The following is a 20248-nucleotide window of genomic DNA, read 5'->3' on the forward strand; positions in this document are numbered from 1 at the left end:
CCGTACGTACGGTGGTTGGAGAGGTCGGGAGTTAATCACTCCCTCCTACTCGATTGCTTGTTTAGTTCGTCTTCGGTAAATCGAAATCAGTCCTGGTTTTTTGATCAACAAAGTTAATAAGCAACTCTTCACCTGTAAGCTCCGTTAATATACATTTAATCAAATGCATATAGTGATTCTCGAGCCAGTCTCGAGCAAACGAATTTGGCGCAGAAATCGTCACAGTTGCGTCACTACTATTGTAGGACAGTAATTTTGTAGACTTTATCCACGTTTCGAAGCTTGGTTTAGAAATTTCTTGTCCAACCCGAACCAGGACATTTTTCCAAAGTTCTTCTAAATGTTCCAAGCTGCCAGTCCCTTGTACTGAATTCTTTAAGGTTTCATCTGACATTTGTCCATTTAATACAAGTTGTTGCTTTGCAGGTTTGGCTTGTTCATGCATTGCTTGGCTGTGATTAACCATCTTTAGCTTCCCAATTTCTGCGGCTAAGAAATTGATATTCTGATCTACTCTATCAAAACGCTGTTCAATTTTATCTAGACGTTGGTTCATCTTTTGTTGTTCTTGCTTTATTTCTTGTAGCAATTCGATAATTAAGTTTTCGTTTGTCATATTGATTACTCCTATGTTGTTTAGTGTAGTAAAGTAGTGAGGCATACAGGCTATTTATTGTAATAAGAATCTTACTTTCGACTACAAGACGTTGATCCACCTATCAAAGCGTTGATTCATTTCTGGCTTCATTTCTTTCAACACTTTCCTTTTTTGAATTCTTCCATTGGTGGATATCTCGCTTTCTGAATATGTACTATTTAAGTATATAACATGTTCTCTCAATTGAGGCAAAAAGGCGAAAGAACTCTTTTTTCTTTTCATTGACAAACCTTTTTGTCGCAATTTACTGATAGGGTTAAAATTGATGAGCCAAAGAAAAAAATTACAATCCAAAATAACGCTTAATAAAGGGTTTTTAATCAACAGTATTAGAAAAATATACATACCATAATCTGGAGGGGTTAAAATGATTTTTGAAATAACTACTCAAGTACGAGTATCTAATATCGAAGAAGGGCATAAGTGGTATGAAACACTGTTAAACAAAAAACCTGATTTCATACCACATGATGGTTTTGTAGAGTGGGAACTTATACCTGGCTGTTGGTTACAAGTAGCAGAGGGGAATCTTACTGAAGGAAATGGCCCTTTACGTTTAGGTGTTACAAATATTGAAGCTGAAAGAGAAAGACTTATAAAAGAACTTAACATTGATAACTTTGAAATTTACTCAAGACCAGAAGTTTCAGCTAAATGGGGAACATTTACTGACCCTTGGGGAAATCATCTTGGATTTTTTGAATACATGGATAAGACTGAAGAACAAGCGCGGATAAAAGCTATTATTGGAAAAGCGGGAGTTTAAGTATTGTATTAACTGGCTGGTGCTTTACGTTATTGACGTTAATGGAGATGGAACTAATAGAATCCAAGAATCCACTAAGACTCAAAAATTGTGTGTCGGTTCGCCCTTGAAGAACGTGTTAGAGCGCGTTAGGATATAGTTGAAACACCTGTAAACATTGATATAATAAGGTTTATGGGTGTTTTTTATTTTGAAGAATGGATTGAAAACGATATGTTTTGAAATGGTTTTACACATATTTTTACATAAAAATTGTATTATGACTTCTTCCACGATTGATAGTCAGAACGTGGAGCGAAATAAAAAGGCTCTGTTTCATGGTAATACTTATCGTTTATATTTGGAAGCTTTCTTCCTATTTTTTGGAATGTTGAGGGATTATCAAATAAAATATATTTGATTTTATCAGTTGGGATTGGATTAAAACATAATACTTCTGCTTGTGGATCCGTAGTGAATTCTTTAGGTATATTTAAAGAGGATCTATCTATACCACGAACATTTGAATCAAATAGTGTTTGCCATGCTGGGTAAGTTTTAAGAGTCTGAAGAGAGATATGGTTAAAAAGCCCATTGGCAGCGTTTGTATAAAAGAATGCACAGTCTAAGGTCCACAATATAGATGGATCTAAGAAAATAATTGCCATATCTTTAGGATTATCAGCATATATTCTATATTTAGATAACATTGAATAATTCGGGAATGATACAGATAACGAAATGGAATTTGCATAACCATCAAGTCTTAAATCATCATTATTGGTGTAGCTTAGATTCTGGCTATTGAGATTGTCTATTGAGAGGATGCCATTTGATAAAATACCTGGTAGATTATTTATATCAGTGAAATGAACAAGGTACTCAATTTTTCGATTTGTAACATCAGCTATAATTGAATTAAAAAGTAGTGGATTATTCATCGATTTGTTCACACCCATTCTTTTATTGTAGTATAATACTAACATTTACTACTGTTTCCATCAATGCCAAAAGGAGGTAATGAAGTGGCGAAGCGTCCGGTGTTTATTTCGAAATTAGAAAAAGGTAAGATTTTTAAAAAAGCTTTAATTGAATTTGAATGGTTTCCTGGCTTTGCTGTTATTCAAAAACAAAAATCAATCACAGACTTGCATGCAAAAACAATTGAAAAATATCCTGAGTTAAAAATATTAGAGATTTCTAGTAAATCATTAGATGAATTAGGCATTAATTTAAGTGCTTTTAATTTAATGATAAATACTAAAAATAATATGACGTTTAGTGTGGAAACGGCATTTCAAGCAAGCAAGGTTTTCAAACTAGGTGGGCCATATGATGATCTCTATTTAAAAAGTTCTAAAGAAGCAAAAAAGGATATAAGGTTAAAAAATAGCGGAGATTTAATCAAATTTAAATACTTTAATAGGGAATTTCCTATTGAACCTAAAACATTTTTTTATAATTGGCTATATATAAACGCACTCGTTAAGAATGAGAAGCTTGCCCAGGATGTATTAGAATACAATGCCTTTACTGATATTGAATTTAACCCAGATAAATCAATAAATTGCCAAGCAGAATCGGTAGCTATTTACGTATCCCTAGTTAAAAATGATTTATTAGAAACTGCGCTTAAATCAATAAATGATTTTAAGCAAACTGTCTATGGAAACGAAGTACAAACATCAGAGAAGAATCAACAAAGAAGTGAACAAATAAGGTTATTATAGGTTTACTGAAGTGATTTTAAAGTTCTTGTTTTCTCATGATTATGGCGACATCACTGACTTTCTGAATAATGAATCATTCTTAAATAATATATGTTATGAAAGATGAATATTAGGAATATACCTGTTTGATGATTAAATTTAGGGGTGAATTTTATTTGAAGAACATATTTAAGTACCATCATATATCCTCCATTAATTTTGATTCCATACGATTAATTTTGTTTCTGTCATTTCTCGTGGCATTTGGTCTATTATATTCACAAATATTTAGTCATTTATGGTATCGCTTTTATGACACCGATTGCGCCAGCTTATATTTATGGCTTTGCAGCAGAGTCTACAGGTGGGATGTTGCCATTAGCCTACTTGATTGCGATGGTTGCAATGATGTTTTCTGCATATAGTTACGGTCGAATGGCTGCTGTTTTTCCAAATGGAGGGTCAACTTATACATATACCCAGCGTGCTATCAATCCGCATTTAGGTTTTTTTGCAGGTTGGGCAATGTTTATGGATTACGTCTTAGTGCCACTCATTGTATTCATGGTAGGTGCTTCATATGCGAATGCATTAATACCATCTGTTCCGTATTGGGTATGGGTGTTATTAATTGCAGGTATTATAACTACTGTCAATATTCTAGGTATTGGCATCGCAGCAAAAACAAATCAAATCCTCGTTATGTTTATGGGAATTGTAGTCGTTATTTTTGTGATTTTTTGTGTAAAGACAATTGTCGGTGCGGAAAGTGATACGTCGCTCTTTACTGTTGTACCGTTTTTCAACGATGAAAAATTCGTTATGTCTGCAATTATTTCTGGTGCAGCAATGGCCTGCTTCTCATTTTTAGGGTTCGATTCGATTACAACACTTTCAGAAGAGGCAGTCAATCCAAAAGAGGATATTTGGAAGGCAGCTATTTTAGCTTGTTTAATCGGAGGACTTATTTTTATTGTGCAAGCGTATGTAGCTCAGCTCGTATGGCCTGATGTTACAAACTTTAGTTCAGCTGATACGGCTTTATTTGATGTAGCGGAAAAAGCAGGTGGTGCAGTTCTTGCAACTCTTTATACGGTTGCGATTATTGTATCGACAGTGACAGCTGGTTTAACAGGACAAGCAAGTGCATCTCGTTTAATGTTTAGTATGGGGCGTGATGAGGTACTTTCGAAAAAGTTTTTCACACATTTACATCCAAAATATCAAACACCGGTATACAATATATTATTGATGTGTGTGATTAGTGTTTTAGGAGCGCTGTTTTTATCAATAAATTTTGTAGCAGAATTAATGAACTTTGGAGGCCTGACAGGATTTATGTTTGTTAATTTGTCAGTGATCGTGTATTACTTCTTCCGTAAAAAAGAAATGAAAATAATTCGATACTTATTAATTCCAGGGCTAGGATTTGGTATTTGTTTCTACTTATTTATTAATTTATCACCGATGACATTGAAGGTAGGCTTTATCTGGCTTGCAATCGGTTTTATCTATGCTTTCATTACGACGAAAGGCTTCAAAAAGAAACCACCAACATTTACGGATTTATAAAATACCGAGAGAGCTTAGAGTAAATTTCTAAGATAAGTCAGTTATCTAGTATTGGTAATTTTTATCGATGTTAGGTAGCTGATTTATTTTATACAGGAATATCTTATACAAAAGTAAAATACTCGCAGTATAAAATATCTTTACTTACGGGTATAGGTGTATTACTTTGAATTTTCAGCTTGTCGTTCCCATATGTTGCTAAATAGTACCGAGGTAGCTCAATTCATGGCAATTTAAAACTTTAACATATAAATGTAGGTGTGTTATGCATAAAAGTAATAAAATTAAAACTGGCACTTAGGAATTCCTTATAAATATTCAGAATAATATAGCTAGTACTGTAAATAAAAGGATTTGAGGCGGATGAGATAGCTAAAGGGTTATCTAAAGATATAATAAAAACATTTGGGTTCGACAAGGGCGTTAGCTGAAGTAAAAAACTGTTTAGATAAATAAAAAGGCTAGGCTCTACTATGGTAGCACCTAGCCAATTACTTAAACCCACCAGCATCCATGTGTTGCCGCATACACTCCACACAAATAGAGTGTGTATCGCAAATCATATTAAAAGAAGGCAACTAGCCATAGTTAGTTGCCTTGCTATAAAGTGTTTCGATTTACCACCAACCTCCCTTAACAATCCCCCACATCCTTCTTCGATGAGCTGTGTTTAGAGGATCAACTCCACAATTCATAAGCCAGTTTGCTGCATTATCTCTCTGAGCTTTTGTTATAGGTACTCCACAGCATTCAGATAGACGATCAACAAGGCCGCATGCTGTAAGGGGAGAACAAAAAAATCACTCATGTCATGACGAGTGATTTTTGAAAATTTATTAGATGTTTAGGTGCATAACAATTTGCTCGCCAATAGGTCCCATTCTTCTTTCCCCGTTATCGACAAAGCCAACTTTTAAATACAAATTTTGAGCGGGAATATTTTTATGATTAACGACTAAAACGACTTCATCACAGTCTTTAAATTTTCTCTTAATAAATTCAGATAGTGCAAGCATCCCTTTTTTTGCATAGCCGTTTCCTTGCTTCTTATGGTCAATTGATAATGCTGTAAGTAGCATAGCCTTGGGATTGCTAGAGTACTCTTTTACTCTTTCTGTTGCGTGTAGGACAAAAAAACCTACAGGTACATTGTCGCTCAAAATAACAATTGGATACTGTCCAACCATTTCGATCGAAATCTCTTTTGGAAGGGCAGTAAATTGACATTGTTCTTCCGGAAGTTCAAAGTCATTCAAAACATCCACAAAGTTTTTTGAGAAATGTACTAATTCAATGGCGTTAGTTTTTTGCATAAAAATTGCCTCCTTTTTAATCATTTTAGCAACAGAACAAACGTTCGTCAATATAGATAAAATGAATCCTAATCAAATTCGTCTAAAGGCAATGCCGATTTTCACATAGTAGCGCTAACATAACAAGCTTCCAATAAATAATATAAAAGATATGATGCTAGCTAAAAGCAATGTTAGAACGATTGAAATAAAGCTTCTAAGCATAGACATTGTATTGTTAACATCTTTCATTCCAATGAGCGTTAAGAAAAAACATAGGATTGTTAATAGTAAAACAACATTCAATGGATGAAAATGAAGATATGTGACAAAAAGGTTTATAAAAGTTGCAGAAAAACTTGCTATGAAAAATAAAATAATACAGCATAAAGACATGAAGAATGACCACAAATTCAAATTGATTCCCATACTTTTCCTCCTTTTTTACTTAAACGAACTTAAATGAATCTTTGTTCCTGAAGTTCTTCCATTCAAAAACGATCAATAAAAGACTCTCAAAATAGAATGTGATAGAACGATAAAGCGGAAGGGGGGATTAGCCGAAACTGGCGCAGGAGTTAATAGTACACCATTCAACCCATTCAATACTTTTACATAGATTTGATATTGCCTAGCAGGAAAAGGAAATGTAACATAGAATATACTGATATTTCAATAAGTTAGGAGGATGCAAATGGTTGTACTTAAATATGAGGTAGATGGAAAAGAGCTAACGATGTTAAAAGAAGTATACCAATCGGTAGGATGGATGAAACATGAAGAACCTATCATAAAAAAAGTATTCAATGCAAGTACACATCAAGTTTTCGCAGTAGAAGATAACAAAATAATAGGTTTTGCAAGGGCCCTTTCAGATGGTGTATTTAATGCATCAATTTACGATGTTGTAATACATAAAGGTTATCAAGGAAGAGGAATTGCGAGAATTCTTTTAGAGGACATCATGAAACAGTTAGAGGACGTTTCTTGTATTCAATTAATTGCTACAACAGGAAATGATACGTTTTATGAAAAGATGGGCTTTAAAAATTTAAAAACGGGTATGGCAATATACAAAGATCCGCAACTAGCCAAGGAGTACTTAGAAAGTAATAATCTGTAAAACAACATAAGGAGAAGAGTGTATGAATAACTTTAATGACTTATATGATTTGGTTGAGCTGGACGAGTTTGAGGAAGTAAAAGATATTTTAACGAGAATGCAAGCTTAATTTTAAGTAAAGATGAATATGGATTTACTTTACTGCATGCTGCTGTTAGTACCGAAAATACAGAACTTGTTAAATATCTAATTAATCTCGGTGTCGATGTAAATTCGAAAAATGATGAGGGGATTTCTCCCTTCCATATAGTACTTTACCCCGAAGTAGCTGAATGTCTATTAGATCATGGGGCATTAATAGATAGTACAGAAAATAATGGAAATACCCCTTTACATACGCAAGTTTCAGACGGTGAGGAACGCATCGATATTATTCAACTACTTCTAAAACGAGGTGCAAATCGAGAAATTAAGAATGTTTTTGGAGAAATTGCATTAGATATAGCTAGAAGCAGGGAAGAAACACTCATTATGAAAGAGTTATTAAAAAATGAATAGAGGTTAGTGCTAGACGAGGAGGGATAAATGAGTTTTCAAACAAGTATAAGGGTTATGAAGCGACTCTTGATGGTATGAAGGTCAAGATACCGGAGCATTTAATGAACGATAAAAGTATGCGGTTTGCTGAGAATATCAGAAATCAATATACCGCTAAACTAGAAGAGCTGGCTAGATTTTGCGTAGAATCAGAGACATTTGAACATGTTTATCCAGAGACAACGATAGAGGATGTAATGAAGAAGCTACATTTACCTATATTAAAGGTAGATGAGGTAGGTGGACGCTTTACCTACACGCAGCATGAGCTTGATGAGGATCATTTAATTGATATTGAATTTGTAGGTGTAATGGAAAGCTTTATTTCTGTAGAGGTGGATGGCTAAAATATATTCAAAAGCAGTAAGCTCGTAGTCAACTAATGCATTAACACTTGTCATGCAAAATAGCCAGCTATCCGAAAAAAAATTCAGATAGCTGGCCATTTGTTGTGGGTATCGTAAAGGTGCGTTCTTTTTAATATTATTACATAATCCTACGCTACGCTATTGAAAGTTTTCATGATATACATCCATGCGGACGCAAGTATAATAAGTGGCACACTCATAGCACTGCCTCTTTGTTAGCCTTCTAATCAAATTGTTTCCCATAGCTTTTGGCGGTTCGCCAATAGTTCAAGTAGCTCTGTCAAACTCGGAGCTAAATCTTTTCGCATATTTGCGATATTTTGGAATAAGGGTATCGCTGCACGCATTTGATATTCACTGTAAACATAGTAGCTAATAAAAGCACATTCTTCATAGCCGCGTGGTTCCTCTTCCCATTCCTCCTCATCTTCATCTTCAACTACTGACCAAAGCCATTTTTCCTGTAGCAATTCATCCATATGCTGCACAGGGCTAGATGTCAGCTCATCCCAAGTAAAAGCAGAAGCAACTGCAATATATAACTGTATTTCTTCCTTCTTTACACTTTCTACAGATCGATTCGGCAATGTGTATAAAAGCTGTTGAATAACCCATGGTGTAACCTGCCAAAGAGTGCCTTGATGCTCAATTAATTGTGCAAGCTCACCATATTGCTCCATTTTTATTAATTCTGGAATTTTTGTACCTCTTCCGTATGCAGTTGTTAAACGATGCCAAGGTATCGTTAACATTTCTTGATAGGCGATTTGCATGAAAATACTCCTTATATAAGTTCTTTTATAATCGCCTCAAAGCGTGTGCGATATGGTTCTGGAATGCGCATAAATGCTGAACTTGTAAAGTCATTCAAATGGATGATGCCAAAGCATGTATATAAAAGCTGTGCTACAGCCATATCTTTATATTCCTCAATTTCTTCGTTTTGTTCGAGAGGAATATATGGACAAAGCTCTAGAAGTGGCGTCGTCATAAATTTTTCGAACCATTGTAAGTTGTCATTTGTGCTCATAGCTTGTTCAAAGAAAGCATCATACGGAACTTCTTGTACAGATTGTACCGTACATACAAAGACGGGCAATGTTTCCGGTGTTAGTCCAAATGTTTCAACATAGGCTTTCGCAAAGTATTCAGGCATTGGTGAATGGTCACCATCGCATTCATACATATAATCGATAACGAGCTTGCCGTAGCTTTTATCGTATAAACCAAGACCAAAAACGGCGAATGTACTCGGCATCGCAGCCTGTTCCTCATCGACATCTTGATAAAAATGATATTGTGCCATCGCCTTATAGCTATACTCAGCTAGTGCGGCATGTAGGCTAGGGTAACTGACAGCTTTAGCGAAGAAGTGATGTGATGATGTAACTGGTAAATGCTCGATTGGTAGCACTAAGTTACTCTTACCTTCATAATGAATGCTATAGCTTTTAGGGAAATCTTTTTCTAATAAAGCATTTAAGTAAGCTAATGATTGGCGATAAGCCTCTTCGCTTTCTTCTTTAATTTGAATCGTAATCTTTGCAAGCACATCATTTGCTTGGCAAAAAATTAGGTCGGATTCCATTTGTTGTTTATGTGCGGGCAAAGTGCCAGAGCCAATTGTGATTAATGAGTTGTACGTTTCTGTATCTAATTCTTTAATGGTTGCTAACAATTCTGTAACTGTTAAATATTCAAAACTTGCACCATATTTTCTTAGATTTATTGCATAGTAGCTTAACAATGGTAAGTAGGTTAATGATCGGTGCTTGTTAGTGAAATTAGAAAGGCAGTAGCGCTGTGTCTCAAAGCCAAGCTCTTGACGAAATGCATCTAACAATGCGAGCTGTTGATAGTGGCAAAATACTTCATACAGCGTGATGTCGTTTAGTGAAAAAGAAGGGGTGATGATTTCAGAAGTATAGACATCTGTATCAATTTTATATTGTTTAGAAAGTAGCTCTTGCTCAAGTTGTAGCCATAATGTTTCATTTTTGGTGAATTGCTCAATTTTCATGGTATTGCCTCCCTCTGTAAATATATTAATGCATGATGTAACATTACGGAAAAAAATCCCCTATTCCGTAGAAGATAGAACAAATGAAATCCCCATGTTGCAGAAAAGGTATATTTTGAAAACTACAGGTATTTATTAGATAGTGGCTTTGCAAACAAAAGGGTAGCATTTGATGGGTGTATTTGTAATAATTACCTTATTAAAGAGTAACATAAAATACCTTAAAATTGGACTTTTATTGCTACTCTTTTGTTTCTGGTTCAACTTTAAATACTAATGGTACATAAGTGTTTGTAAGAGATGGAATTGTGCTAAAGAGCATAAGCGAAATGGGAGAATAAAACGGTACGTGATCGATGAGAACTTAGGGCCACAGCTATCAAGAATGGAAAAAAGGGAAAAGTATGGGCTTGTACCATGTAATGCGAAATACGAGGGGATAATGTCCAGGTTTGAATATGGCAAAGAATTTTTAAAACTACTTGATGAATTAGAAGTGACTTCACCAAGCGAAGTTCTCAAAGAAACATGTGTAGAGGTGGAAGAAGAGACAATTACCTTCATTTCCAATACGTTCGTTGTTGTTTTGGGGAAATATATTAATTCTTCAAAACTGGGTATAACAACATATAATCGTTATGTTGATGTAATAGAGAAGTTGAAAATAAGATGAAAAAATTTTAATAAGGCTACTACTATTGATTTTCGATTTATAAAACTTTAAAAACAATTAAGGCTACAGAGGAAATCAGTTTAGTAGACGAAATTAGCAGTATTACGATGAAAGAGCTAGTAGATGGTTTTTTACCAGTAGTATGGATAAGTGTGCAGCCGTTACTGGTACAATATCTGTAATTCCTAGAGGGGAAGAAGCAGAGGCAGGTATGATAAAAGCTTTTGAAATTGCAGGCGAAATCTTGCAAATAAAATAACAAGTTATGGGGGTTCAAGGAGGATATTATGGTTTTCGACAAAGTTTATTTCAATAGGAACTTTAGGTTTATTAACATAGATCCAGACAAAGAGGTAATTGATATTGAGGATATAAAAAGGCAAGAAATAGACAGTGTGTCAGTTTCTCATGAGAGTATAAAACATAAGTTTGAGAATATTAAAAAACTCAATGATATTTCAGATATTAGAGGGCTTAGGTTAAACGCTTATGAGTATGGATCCTTATATGAACTTAAAAATTATAGTTCATTAGAATACTTTAATTTTTTTGGGAAAACAGATGAAGTAATTCCTTTTGCGGAGCTACATTCATTGTGGTGTGTGTACCTAAATTATGATAGAAAAACTTGTAGTTCAATCTTTCAAAACAACAATCTAGAGTACATATTTATTGACAATTATATTGGCGATTCATCTGAAGAATTCAATATATTTACAAAAGCTAAAAGAATAGGGCTAGTAAAAAATAATATATTAGAATTTGAAGCTCTTAAGTACATGCCTTTCTTAGAGCATTTAGGAATAGGTTATAATTCAAAAATCACTTCTATAAAGTGGATTAAAGAGGGAAAATCATTAACTTCGATAGGATTTCAATATTGCAACAACATTAAGGATTGGAGTTCAATTGGAAATGTTTCTAGCATAGAAAAAATAATAATTGAGAGCTGTGGTGAAATCCCTTCATTAGATTTTCTCCATCAGCTACCTAATTTACAAGAAGTTCGTATTATTGGAACAACAAGTATTGGAGATGGAAAAATAAAAAATCTAATGAATCATAAGACCCTGAAGTATTTATTTCTACCTATTAAGAAAGACTATGATGTCATACTAGCTGACTTAGAGAGTTTTAACAATAACTAGAAGTTTTATTTGCTACATGCAAGGGTGTTCGGTGGATTCTCGTTAGATGTCAGCGTTATACACAAATATAAACAGTAAAATGTTGGGGGGAAACGATGTCTTTTGAAAAATTAAAATCCATTCTACCAGTACCTAATTTAGCAATATCTTCAGATAACATTTCGAAATGGAATGAAGTTGAAAATAAATTAAGTGTAGTATTACCTTCAGATTATAAAGAGTTGATTGCTTTATATGGTTCAGGTATTATAGGAAACTTTATAATGATATACTCTCCATTTACAGAAAATGAAAATATGAATTTTTTTATTCAACAAAATTTGAATAAAGATGCATATCTAACCTTAAAGGTGAGTTTCCCTGAGGACTTTCCATATGAAGTATTCCCAACAAATGGAGGGATCCTACCTTGGGGACGAACTGAAAATGGAGATACATTAAATTGGATTGTGGATACTAATCAAGGTGACTGGACTATTTTGGTAGATGGTGGATCAGGTTATTATTTTGAATATAAAGGTTCTATGACTGGATTTCTCTATGAAGTATTAAGTGGGAGTATTGTTTGCCCTATATTTCCAAATGATTTTCCTGATAAAGATAGTCAAATTACCTTTGTTGATTTAAAGGATTAATTTTAATGATATTTTTCTGCTATTTAGTTGAGCTGGCAGGGTCGATATTCTTGATGTCGATGTTAGCGAGACAAAGAGTAGATGTCCAATTCATTTTGGGAACAATACAATTCTAGATTGATGTTGTCTTAGGATTCACATCGTCATTGTGGTGTAAGATAATAAAATTGACAGTCTTGATTGGTTAAACAAGGTTACTAAATCCGCGAAAACTGGAATTATTTGTTGGTGATAATGGCGGAGACTTCAAAATATAGGGATATAGTTGCTGATATAGCTGAAAAAAATATTGTTGCATGGCCATATGCAGCAATAGAATATAACGGTAATAATGGGCGTTATCTGTCTCAGACGAAAGAGAGAATGTTAATGTCTAAGTAGGGTAAGTCCACAAGGTGCTGGTGAAAAAATTGATCCTTCCCTATGTATATTCTTCAAAGAAGTGAAGAAAAGGTAGAAAATATACAACCGATTATTAATTACAGCTTCTTTTGAATAATAAATTTTAAAGAATGAAATTAAGGGCATTCCTCTAAATAAGGTGAAATAGTACAAATAAATTAATAAATGGAAAGAGAATTTGACATGATAGGCAAGAGCAGCAATAAATCTCAAACTGAGCATCTCTTTCTTTAAATTAATTAGGTCAATCGGGGGAAGTTCAATATGGATATAGAAAATGGTAGAATATATTGTAATATTTATGGCTATTGTGGCAGTGTCTCAGAATGGATAAAAAAATCTATTGAGCTGTTTTCTAACAATGGATTTCCTCTTAAAAGTGTTAGTTATGACGTGAACTATCAGAAGTTAGAGAGGAAGAGTCTTGAAAAGTTTCAAAGTGAATTCAATGGGATGGATGAAGGAAATGTAGAAAGGTTATTTTCGTTTACGATATTTAAGGGTAAAAGTATGAAAGTTCCAAGCTCCTGGGAATATGGAATAAGGTTTGATAAACCGAGTAGAGAGTTACAGATTTTCTTTAATACTAGTTTAGAGATTAACCATATACAAATTCTTGTAAATTTATTAAAAGATTACTTAGATGATAAAATAGTCAATTTTGGATATTTTTCATATGAAACAATCTGGGGTAAAGGTGAGAGTCTAGATTTATATATGGAAGATAATCATATTTGGTGGCGTGCATTAAATCCTAGAAACAGAGATATACTTTACAATTCTTCTCCTAAACTAAGACACATATATCCAGTCAACATTATAAATCGTGGGTTTTTAGAGTTTGAAGATGCCACCTTTTCTTTTAAAGACTGGGTACAAGCTCCTGAAAATGGTGTTTTAGAAGAAATAGGGCAAGGAAATTGGTTGTGGATAGTTCCGGAAGCACGCCTATATGAAATAGGGAAGTTTTTCTATGAAAAAAAACTTTTAATTGGAGTGAAAGGTGAGAATTTTGGTTTAGTTTAATCAAAATTAGCTCATGCAAGAAAGAAGAACGATAAATAGATGTTAATGATTAAAGTAACCTCATTCAAACTGGCTTCTCGATAGATTCCGATGAATAAGGTTACTTTTTTTAAGAGGAAGTGAAAGTATGGATATACAGGAAGCGATTGAAATAATTTATATTGGGTTAGTAAGTGAAAATTCAGTACCAGTAAAATTAAGAACGAATAGTGAGCTAGATTCTGATTTATTAAATCATGTGAGGGAGGCACTGGATGTTTTAACACAATATCACAAATATAAAGAGACTGTTCCCAAAAAGTTAGCATTGGCTATGGTTGACATCTATGGTGCATTTTCATTTCAAGCGGGATATTTTGAAGATGACATTTTAGAAGAATTAGAGGCGATCGGAATTGAGTTACAGGTAAAGGCACTGGAGCTTTTTTCTGAATGATTTATTCCGTGCTATTTTATAATAGATAATCAAAATTAAGTTGAACAACATTTTAAAGGCATTATTATTAAAAGCATCAAATGAGCCGCAACATGAATTATGAGGAGTGTATCCTGATATTTCTAACTCTAAATTACGAGAATAATAAAATTGAATACAGACAATCCGGAGGCGTTTGAAAAATGCAGAAAAAATTAAATCCAGTTGATTTAGTATTAGATATTAAAAAAGATATTTATTTAGAACATATTTCTAGTTATGAAGGAACTTTGAACGCTCCGTCTTTAGATAATACAGACATGCTTTCTGAAGGTGTTCGCTTTTATCAATCCTTGAATGAAAATCAAAAAAGTTTGTTTTTCTACCTTATTAATAATTCAATTTCTGAGACAATTTCCAATGTGTTTGGGTGGTTAGATGGTGTGTATTATTTAGAAAATCAAACTGAAAATTTAGAACTTAAATTTGAGAAAAGTGCAAACAAATTAAATGGTTGTTTGCAGGATATTTGGCTAGCTATTGAAGAGGGAGAAAATATTGATGAGCTTAGAAAGCTGTATGATGATTTTTGAATATTTATAAAAGGTAGGGTATCTATATCTTTAGCACATTATAATGGCTCCAAAATGTTAAATCTAAAATGAAGAAATCTGGTTATGCAGCAAAAGTTATTTGTTGTAATTTTAAGAATGGATAGTCAACACTAAGCAACGAAAAAAGATTAACGTCAGGGGAAATTAGATGAGGATATATAAATTACCACATAGTTGAGAGTTTTGATGCTTCAATTACTGATGAAGATTTGATTATTGACATTGATGACCCAAATAATAATAAATGGATGATAAATTATGGAGTACCGTTAGATGTAACAAAAAGTTATTTTGATATTATTGTTTATGGAGATACAGACTTATTTTTTAAACAGGATATCATTTCGACCAGGGGCATTTATTTAGTAAGCAAGAAATTTATTAAAGCTTGGCAAGAGGTAGTAGGTGTTAATAACGATGTTCAATGGATTGATTTTAATCTTTTAGACTCAAAGGGAATTCCGATAATACATAACTATAAAATAATTAACTTTACAAATACTATTAACTGTATTAATTGGGAAGAATCCGAATTTAATGCATATGATGAATTAGAAAAGGATTATAATTTTTACATGCCTATATTTGATAAAAAAAAGTTGGAAGGTCTTGAGTATGGGTGTGTGGATTGCGAAAGAAGTATATTTATATCGAATGTGATTAAAAATTCTTTAGAACAATATAGTTTAAATTCATTGATTTTTAAGGGGATAAACTAACAGATTAATAATATAATTGCGAAAAATATAATTACATCAAAAGATTAGCATGAATTATTTGGGAATTAGCTAATCTTTTTTTAATGAAATTTATTCGCCTAGATATAGTTTTGAACAGTTATGTTCGTATCAGAAATAAAAACTAAATAAATGTGTTTCTATAGTGACTAAAAACTATCCGATTATTTTATGAAAGGAAGTGTTTACAGTGATATTTAATGAGTTTAAAAATACTATGGATAATCAAACATCAAAAATAAACGGTGAGAATACTCTATTCTGGAAACTGTGGTTAGGGGATTTTCGTTTTCAGATAGGAATATTTTTAGGGCTACTACGTGAATTAAAAGAGCTAAATGTACGAAGATCCTTTTTTGAAATTTAAACTTAAAATATTATTAAAGTTCTAAGGAGATGTTGAGATTGAGAATTTTTGGAACAAAACCTGAAGATAATGATGCAGCGGAATTAGCAAATGCTCGATACATTAAACTAGCAATTGAGGAAATTAATAAAAACAGTGAATGGTTAAAGAATAGCGATAAACCATATCAAGCAATGTTAGCGCATATTGATATTTTAGTAATACTCGCAAGAAGATTTCCTGTTAATGCAAATTTATTGATTAAACAATATCAGACAAAGGAATGGCGAGAAACATTTAACGATTGGTTTACTAGGTGTGAAAAAAAGATACCATCTAAATATAGGGAAGGTATCAAAGCAAATGCTGATGAACTCTTTACTGAACTAGAGGAATACGGTAATAATTTACGTTATTAATGCTATTAAAAATCCATCGGTTGATGAAGTAAATCGTGAACATAAGTAGTTAATATCGTTATCGTCAAATAAGAAAACATCCTTGGGAAGTTATGATGAATTTAATAACTTCGTCTGGGTCGTGATGTTGAACGTCGACATGCAGGTACAAAAGGAACAGACCAAGATACGGCGAGAGGTATTAAAGAACAAGGCATTCAACATAAAGCTGTATTAGGAAGGCATAATCCAAATGTTTGTGGAAACAAAACTCACGGTAAATCAGAAAACCATTAACAGAACAAGGGGAGCATAGATTAAGTACGGCTGATAAGTATCTTAATAATCTATATGTACATCAACCACCAATTTTAATTAGGATTTAAAATGTAAATAGAGGAGCATTCTAAAGAATGACATATAATGATAGAGCTTTAAAAATTCTATTAAATTATAGCTTGTTGAATCCAGAGAAAACATCAGAGGAAGACTTTCAGTATGCTAAAACAGCAGGTTATATATTTGATAAAATTTTTCAGACACATAATGAAGCTATTGAGAATGCAATGTTTGAAATGAAACAATGTACTAAACGTTTCACAGTTGATTTATTTCTGGCAAGTTTAAGTAACCAGCGTTTAGATTGGAGATCAGGTTTACCAGTATATGTGATTATGAGACAATGTCCTATCCATGATTTTAAAAGTGATTTTATATCTTGTGAAATATGTGCCAATAATGCTGAAGATTTAGTAGATTTAACATTCATTAATAAAATTCGTTTTAGTCATGGTGGGATTATTTCAGGTAACATATTTGATTTTTCATTTATACTTCATCAGCATAATAAGCTTCCACATGTAAAGCCGACAATAAAAGATTTTGATATTTTTCAATCCGTTATTGAGATTATTAAAGATGTAGAAAGTAATGATTCACCATCTAAAGTTCAAAAAAAGATTGGAAAAATTGAAGGATTTAAATCCAATGCAGAACAAAGAAAAGCATTTCTGGAGACACTTGGTTTCTGTAGTATTTTAGAAACAGAAGAGCATAAAGGTTTTTTACATCAATTCATAAATCTTGGTTTAGCCCCAAGATCTAGACATAGCTCAGATTGGTTATATCCAGTAGATTGGTGGAAAGGAAGAGACCGTATAAATCAAGATGCACTAAAATATTGGTTTGGTGAATATGAGGAATTACAAAGTTTGTTTATCTAAATTATTGTTTTTCAGTCAAAAAAATAAAATGGCGGCTATACTGTAAAAAGCTTATATAAAAAGCGTGGCAACAATCCTTTAGAACCAGAATGATATTGCTGCTTTTTCTTTTAAACGAGGGTTTCTGTTTTGATGTCGGATGAAGCAGATCATAAGGCATCGATTTTGAACTATAGGCAGAAAGATATAAACTACTTCGAAATAAGCATTTTGATTATCAAGACTGTACAACCGATTCTCACAAAGATTCCAAAACATATGTAAGAAGGCGTCCTAAGCTCTTTTTTTACATGTGTTTTTTTATTAGAAATAGAACTGCTTCAAACGCTATACCACTAGATCATGTAATTCATGGTTCGACTTCTGGATATAAGAGAACATAAGTTGTAAATGTAGATTTAGACGAGCTCCAAAATGCAAAGCTGGAATTATCTAAACCTGAAGGGAGAATTGCTCACTTAGGTGATACTAGTAAGGTTGGACCAGATCATGACATCCATAAAGACAATAAATTCGAAGAAGCAGAAGAAAATATCTAACAATGCTATCTGTAATAATATGAAAGATAGTTTAAAACAGTTTCTTGAATATTATGATTCTGATGAGAGTTAGCATGTTATATAACTAAAAAAATGTAAAGGATGATACGAAAAATGGGATTGGGTATGAAGATTGAAAAAATAATAAATGGTAAGTTGGTTGATCCTGATATGGAAATTGAAGAGTTTGAGCAATTACTGTCAGAAATAATTAAATCAAACAATAGTGAATATATACGAGCACTTTATTTGGCTTTTGATGATAGATTCGAACTACCAGATTACGGAATGAGTTTATTGCATACAGTAGAACATAGCAGAATAATGTTTGGAGATGAAAAAGGATTTAATATGTTTATTGAAATGCTTCCAAAAATGCTTCCTCATGCTCAACAATGGACAGAATGGATACATGCAAGAATTTTAAATGAAGAAATAAGCAGAAAAATTTATGCAAATTTAGTTTCTAATGCAGATCCTAATTTGCAAAAGTTAGTTATTACAATTATTAATCAGTTAAAAGAAGAATCGCCGAGTCATTATGTTTCAGCTATAGAGGTTTTATCTATCATTGAGGCTCGTACAGGTGAACAATAATAGAATTAAGGAAGTTATGGAACCGATTATAAATGAAATTAAAGAACAATTTGTGAAAGTAGCTGAATCTGAAATAAAAGCATCTTATCTTCTCTTCTCTCAGATTTGAGTAATAAAATAAATTTATTACTACCGTATTATAATAATGCACTTACATTTTATTTAAATGATTTCTATTCATTCAACATTAACGAACAATCTGTGGTTATTTTTGGTCATGATCTTGGTGGGTATTTTGTACTAGATAAGAAGAATGGAACAATTGGACATTTAATTGAAGATAATGGGAAAATAAAAGTGAGGTTCTGTAATTCTGACATCAATCAATTTATATGTTTTAATAACCTCTTTCTATGTATGGTTAATAAAATAATAAATACCTAAATTGCAATATCAAGTTGAACACTTTTTTCAAAAACATCTCAGAGGTTCCGTTGTCTTCTGTTCGTCGGTCGGCGTAGTCCGTTCAACCTGTGTTGGCTAGGTCTGCAAGGTGGTTTCCCTTGCGGAGCTAGCCAATACAGGTTAGGATCTGCTGCTGACTGATGAGCAGAAGACTTTTCTGTTTGGAGGGAGGCTCAGGGGTGCGGGGTGTCCCCGCGGTCTTAAGCGACTAGTTTCTGGAGTTCCTCTTCAAACAACTCATTTGGTGTCTTGTAGTCAAAAATCTTTCTTGGTAGGTTGTTCATAGCTTCCTCAACCATACGAATCTGCGCCCGGCTATAATCCTCAATCGCATGTCCTTTAGGGATGAAACGACGGATGATTCCGTTGTGGTTCTCATTTGTTCCACGTTCCCATGAAGAATATGGATGAGTGAAATAGATATCTATCCTATCACCAAACATTTCTGACAACCCAGCGAATTCAGAACCATTATCTGCCGTGATTGATTTGAAGACAGTGGATGCGTATTCCCCAAATTCTTTGAGGACTGAAGAGAGTGCATAGTTAACTGAATCGGCGTCCTTCCCATCCATCTTTACGATGAATTCACGACGAGTTTTACGCTCAATCAAGGTTAATAGCACATCATCCTCTTTATCCTTGCGCCCTACGACGGAGTCAATTTCAAAATGGCCGAATTCTTCACGAGATTCAACGCTATCAGGACGTTCTTCAATACTTTTACCGAGAACCGTCTTATTTGGGCGGTGTGTTTTCTTAGTACTCTTGGTATTTCGACGTACCTTTAAGAGAAGGTCACTGTTTCGAGTTTTCAGAAGACCAAGCTCGATATAATGATAGAGCGTCTTTGTTGAGACCATTTCCTCCAGGGAAAACAACCCTTTGAGCTTCGCAAGACCTACAATTGCATCTGGAGACATGGTCTTTGTACGATCCAATAACAGTTCGTCAACGAACGTCAAAAATGTCTTCACACGCTCATACTTCAATGGTTTACGAGAACGCGCTACGTTTCGGTCTGTTACAGCTTGACCTGTTTCCGCAAGATATTGCGTCGTGTAGA

22 protein-coding genes and 1 pseudogene are annotated in these 20248 nt (G+C 33.4%); 17 read left to right on the forward strand and 6 right to left on the reverse strand.

Annotated features, from left to right (window positions below; genetic code table 11):
• Window positions 1–73: 73 nt before the first annotated feature.
• Window positions 74–349: pseudogene (locus QRN68_RS25175) on the reverse strand (DnaA N-terminal domain-containing protein); the annotation flags it as partial.
• Between the two features lie 676 nt (window positions 350–1025).
• Between QRN68_RS25175 and QRN68_RS25180 the strand changes: the two are divergent.
• Window positions 1026–1424, forward strand: coding sequence for a VOC family protein (locus tag QRN68_RS25180; RefSeq protein ID WP_285400056.1), 399 nt, complete (start codon window positions 1026–1028; stop codon window positions 1422–1424).
• A 257-nt stretch (window positions 1425–1681) separates the two neighbouring features.
• Here QRN68_RS25180 and QRN68_RS25185 read toward each other — a convergent pair whose 3' ends face one another.
• Window positions 1682–2344, reverse strand: a complete 663-nt coding sequence (locus QRN68_RS25185; RefSeq protein ID WP_285400058.1) for a DarT ssDNA thymidine ADP-ribosyltransferase family protein — start codon at window positions 2342–2344, stop codon at window positions 1682–1684.
• An 84-nt stretch (window positions 2345–2428) separates the two neighbouring features.
• Between QRN68_RS25185 and QRN68_RS25190 the strand changes: the two genes are divergently transcribed.
• Both QRN68_RS25190 and QRN68_RS25195 read left to right on the forward strand, forming a co-directional pair.
• Window positions 2429–3133, forward strand: coding sequence for a DarT1-associated NADAR antitoxin family protein (locus tag QRN68_RS25190; protein ID WP_285400060.1), 705 nt, complete (start codon window positions 2429–2431; stop codon window positions 3131–3133).
• A 243-nt stretch (window positions 3134–3376) separates the two neighbouring features.
• Window positions 3377–4684: an APC family permease gene (locus QRN68_RS25195; protein ID WP_285400062.1), complete on the forward strand. Its 1308-nt coding sequence runs from the start codon at window positions 3377–3379 to the stop codon at window positions 4682–4684.
• Between the two features lie 836 nt (window positions 4685–5520).
• Here QRN68_RS25195 and QRN68_RS25200 read toward each other — a convergent pair.
• Complete coding sequence (locus tag QRN68_RS25200) at window positions 5521–5997, reverse strand: GNAT family N-acetyltransferase (protein ID WP_285400063.1); 477 nt, start codon at window positions 5995–5997, stop codon at window positions 5521–5523.
• 667 nt (window positions 5998–6664) lie between these two features.
• Between QRN68_RS25200 and QRN68_RS25205 the strand changes: the two genes are divergently transcribed.
• The 3 genes from QRN68_RS25205 (at window position 6665) to QRN68_RS25215 (ending at window position 7983) form a co-directional block, all read left to right on the forward strand.
• Window positions 6665–7099, forward strand: a complete 435-nt coding sequence (locus QRN68_RS25205) for a GNAT family N-acetyltransferase (protein ID WP_481817486.1) — start codon at window positions 6665–6667, stop codon at window positions 7097–7099.
• A gap of 141 nt (window positions 7100–7240) precedes the next feature.
• On the forward strand, window positions 7241–7597 hold the full coding sequence (locus tag QRN68_RS25210) for an ankyrin repeat domain-containing protein (protein ID WP_285400090.1): 357 nt from the start codon (window positions 7241–7243) through the stop codon (window positions 7595–7597).
• A gap of 74 nt (window positions 7598–7671) precedes the next feature.
• Window positions 7672–7983, forward strand: a complete 312-nt coding sequence (locus tag QRN68_RS25215) for a hypothetical protein (protein ID WP_285400065.1) — start codon at window positions 7672–7674, stop codon at window positions 7981–7983.
• A 248-nt stretch (window positions 7984–8231) separates the two neighbouring features.
• Here the strand turns inward: QRN68_RS25215 and QRN68_RS25220 are convergent, their stop codons facing one another.
• Together QRN68_RS25220 and QRN68_RS25225 are read right to left on the reverse strand one after the other, a co-directional pair.
• Window positions 8232–8777, reverse strand: a complete 546-nt coding sequence (locus QRN68_RS25220; RefSeq protein WP_285400067.1) for a hypothetical protein — start codon at window positions 8775–8777, stop codon at window positions 8232–8234.
• Between the two features lie 11 nt (window positions 8778–8788).
• A complete protein-coding gene (locus QRN68_RS25225; RefSeq protein ID WP_285400069.1) occupies window positions 8789–10024 on the reverse strand; it encodes a DUF6138 family protein in 1236 nt (411 codons plus the stop codon).
• A gap of 349 nt (window positions 10025–10373) precedes the next feature.
• Here QRN68_RS25225 and QRN68_RS25230 point away from each other — a divergent pair, with 349 nt between their 5' ends.
• From QRN68_RS25230 to QRN68_RS25280, 11 genes are all read left to right on the forward strand, one after another.
• Complete coding sequence (locus QRN68_RS25230) at window positions 10374–10697, forward strand: hypothetical protein (protein WP_285400070.1); 324 nt, start codon at window positions 10374–10376, stop codon at window positions 10695–10697.
• Window positions 10698–10984: 287 nt separating this feature from the next.
• Window positions 10985–11845, forward strand: coding sequence for a hypothetical protein (locus tag QRN68_RS25235; RefSeq protein WP_285400072.1), 861 nt, complete (start codon window positions 10985–10987; stop codon window positions 11843–11845).
• 95 nt (window positions 11846–11940) lie between these two features.
• The gene (locus QRN68_RS25240; protein WP_285400073.1) at window positions 11941–12480 is read left to right on the forward strand and encodes an SMI1/KNR4 family protein; all 540 of its coding nucleotides are present in this window, start codon (window positions 11941–11943) and stop codon (window positions 12478–12480) included.
• A 234-nt stretch (window positions 12481–12714) separates the two neighbouring features.
• Complete coding sequence (locus QRN68_RS25245) at window positions 12715–12861, forward strand: hypothetical protein (RefSeq protein ID WP_285400074.1); 147 nt, start codon at window positions 12715–12717, stop codon at window positions 12859–12861.
• Window positions 12862–13146: 285 nt separating this feature from the next.
• Entirely contained in the window at window positions 13147–13908 is a 762-nt protein-coding gene (locus tag QRN68_RS25250; RefSeq protein ID WP_285400075.1) for a hypothetical protein, read from the forward strand.
• A 127-nt stretch (window positions 13909–14035) separates the two neighbouring features.
• The gene (locus QRN68_RS25255; protein WP_285400077.1) at window positions 14036–14344 is read left to right on the forward strand and encodes a hypothetical protein; all 309 of its coding nucleotides are present in this window, start codon (window positions 14036–14038) and stop codon (window positions 14342–14344) included.
• Between the two features lie 182 nt (window positions 14345–14526).
• Window positions 14527–14916, forward strand: coding sequence for a hypothetical protein (locus tag QRN68_RS25260; protein WP_285400079.1), 390 nt, complete (start codon window positions 14527–14529; stop codon window positions 14914–14916).
• A 230-nt stretch (window positions 14917–15146) separates the two neighbouring features.
• Entirely contained in the window at window positions 15147–15656 is a 510-nt protein-coding gene (locus QRN68_RS25265) for a hypothetical protein (protein WP_285400081.1), read from the forward strand.
• Window positions 15657–16079: 423 nt separating this feature from the next.
• On the forward strand, window positions 16080–16439 hold the full coding sequence (locus QRN68_RS25270) for a hypothetical protein (RefSeq protein ID WP_285400083.1): 360 nt from the start codon (window positions 16080–16082) through the stop codon (window positions 16437–16439).
• A 392-nt stretch (window positions 16440–16831) separates the two neighbouring features.
• Window positions 16832–17641 (forward strand): hypothetical protein, encoded by an 810-nt coding sequence (locus QRN68_RS25275; RefSeq protein WP_285400084.1) that lies wholly within the window; start codon window positions 16832–16834, stop codon window positions 17639–17641.
• A gap of 653 nt (window positions 17642–18294) precedes the next feature.
• Window positions 18295–18777 (forward strand): Imm30 family immunity protein, encoded by a 483-nt coding sequence (locus QRN68_RS25280; RefSeq protein ID WP_285400086.1) that lies wholly within the window; start codon window positions 18295–18297, stop codon window positions 18775–18777.
• 605 nt (window positions 18778–19382) lie between these two features.
• Here the strand turns inward: QRN68_RS25280 and QRN68_RS25285 are convergent.
• The coding region (locus QRN68_RS25285; protein ID WP_285400088.1) for an IS30 family transposase at window positions 19383–20248 on the reverse strand (866 nt) is incomplete at its 5' end.

Source organism: Lysinibacillus sp. fls2-241-R2A-57, assembly GCF_030209535.1.
Taxonomy (GTDB): domain Bacteria; phylum Bacillota; class Bacilli; order Bacillales_A; family Planococcaceae; genus Lysinibacillus.

What these genes read in the sequence shown, in the direction of transcription:
- QRN68_RS25180 (WP_285400056.1), top strand. Translation starts at nt 1,026, where the DNA reads ATGATTTTTGAAATAACTACTCAAGTACGAGTATCTAATATCGAAGAA.
- QRN68_RS25185 (WP_285400058.1), bottom strand. Translation starts at nt 2,344, where the DNA reads ATGAATAATCCACTACTTTTTAATTCAATTATAGCTGATGTTACAAAT.
- QRN68_RS25200 (WP_285400063.1), bottom strand. Translation starts at nt 5,997, where the DNA reads ATGCAAAAAACTAACGCCATTGAATTAGTACATTTCTCAAAAAACTTT.
- QRN68_RS25205 (WP_481817486.1), top strand. Translation starts at nt 6,665, where the DNA reads ATGCAAATGGTTGTACTTAAATATGAGGTAGATGGAAAAGAGCTAACG.
- QRN68_RS25215 (WP_285400065.1), top strand. Translation starts at nt 7,672, where the DNA reads ATGAAGGTCAAGATACCGGAGCATTTAATGAACGATAAAAGTATGCGG.
- QRN68_RS25220 (WP_285400067.1), bottom strand. Translation starts at nt 8,777, where the DNA reads ATGCAAATCGCCTATCAAGAAATGTTAACGATACCTTGGCATCGTTTA.
- QRN68_RS25225 (WP_285400069.1), bottom strand. Translation starts at nt 10,024, where the DNA reads ATGAAAATTGAGCAATTCACCAAAAATGAAACATTATGGCTACAACTT.
- QRN68_RS25235 (WP_285400072.1), top strand. Translation starts at nt 10,985, where the DNA reads ATGGTTTTCGACAAAGTTTATTTCAATAGGAACTTTAGGTTTATTAAC.
- QRN68_RS25240 (WP_285400073.1), top strand. Translation starts at nt 11,941, where the DNA reads ATGTCTTTTGAAAAATTAAAATCCATTCTACCAGTACCTAATTTAGCA.
- QRN68_RS25245 (WP_285400074.1), top strand. Translation starts at nt 12,715, where the DNA reads ATGGCGGAGACTTCAAAATATAGGGATATAGTTGCTGATATAGCTGAA.
- QRN68_RS25250 (WP_285400075.1), top strand. Translation starts at nt 13,147, where the DNA reads ATGGATATAGAAAATGGTAGAATATATTGTAATATTTATGGCTATTGT.
- QRN68_RS25255 (WP_285400077.1), top strand. Translation starts at nt 14,036, where the DNA reads ATGGATATACAGGAAGCGATTGAAATAATTTATATTGGGTTAGTAAGT.
- QRN68_RS25260 (WP_285400079.1), top strand. Translation starts at nt 14,527, where the DNA reads ATGCAGAAAAAATTAAATCCAGTTGATTTAGTATTAGATATTAAAAAA.
- QRN68_RS25275 (WP_285400084.1), top strand. Translation starts at nt 16,832, where the DNA reads ATGACATATAATGATAGAGCTTTAAAAATTCTATTAAATTATAGCTTG.
- QRN68_RS25280 (WP_285400086.1), top strand. Translation starts at nt 18,295, where the DNA reads ATGGGATTGGGTATGAAGATTGAAAAAATAATAAATGGTAAGTTGGTT.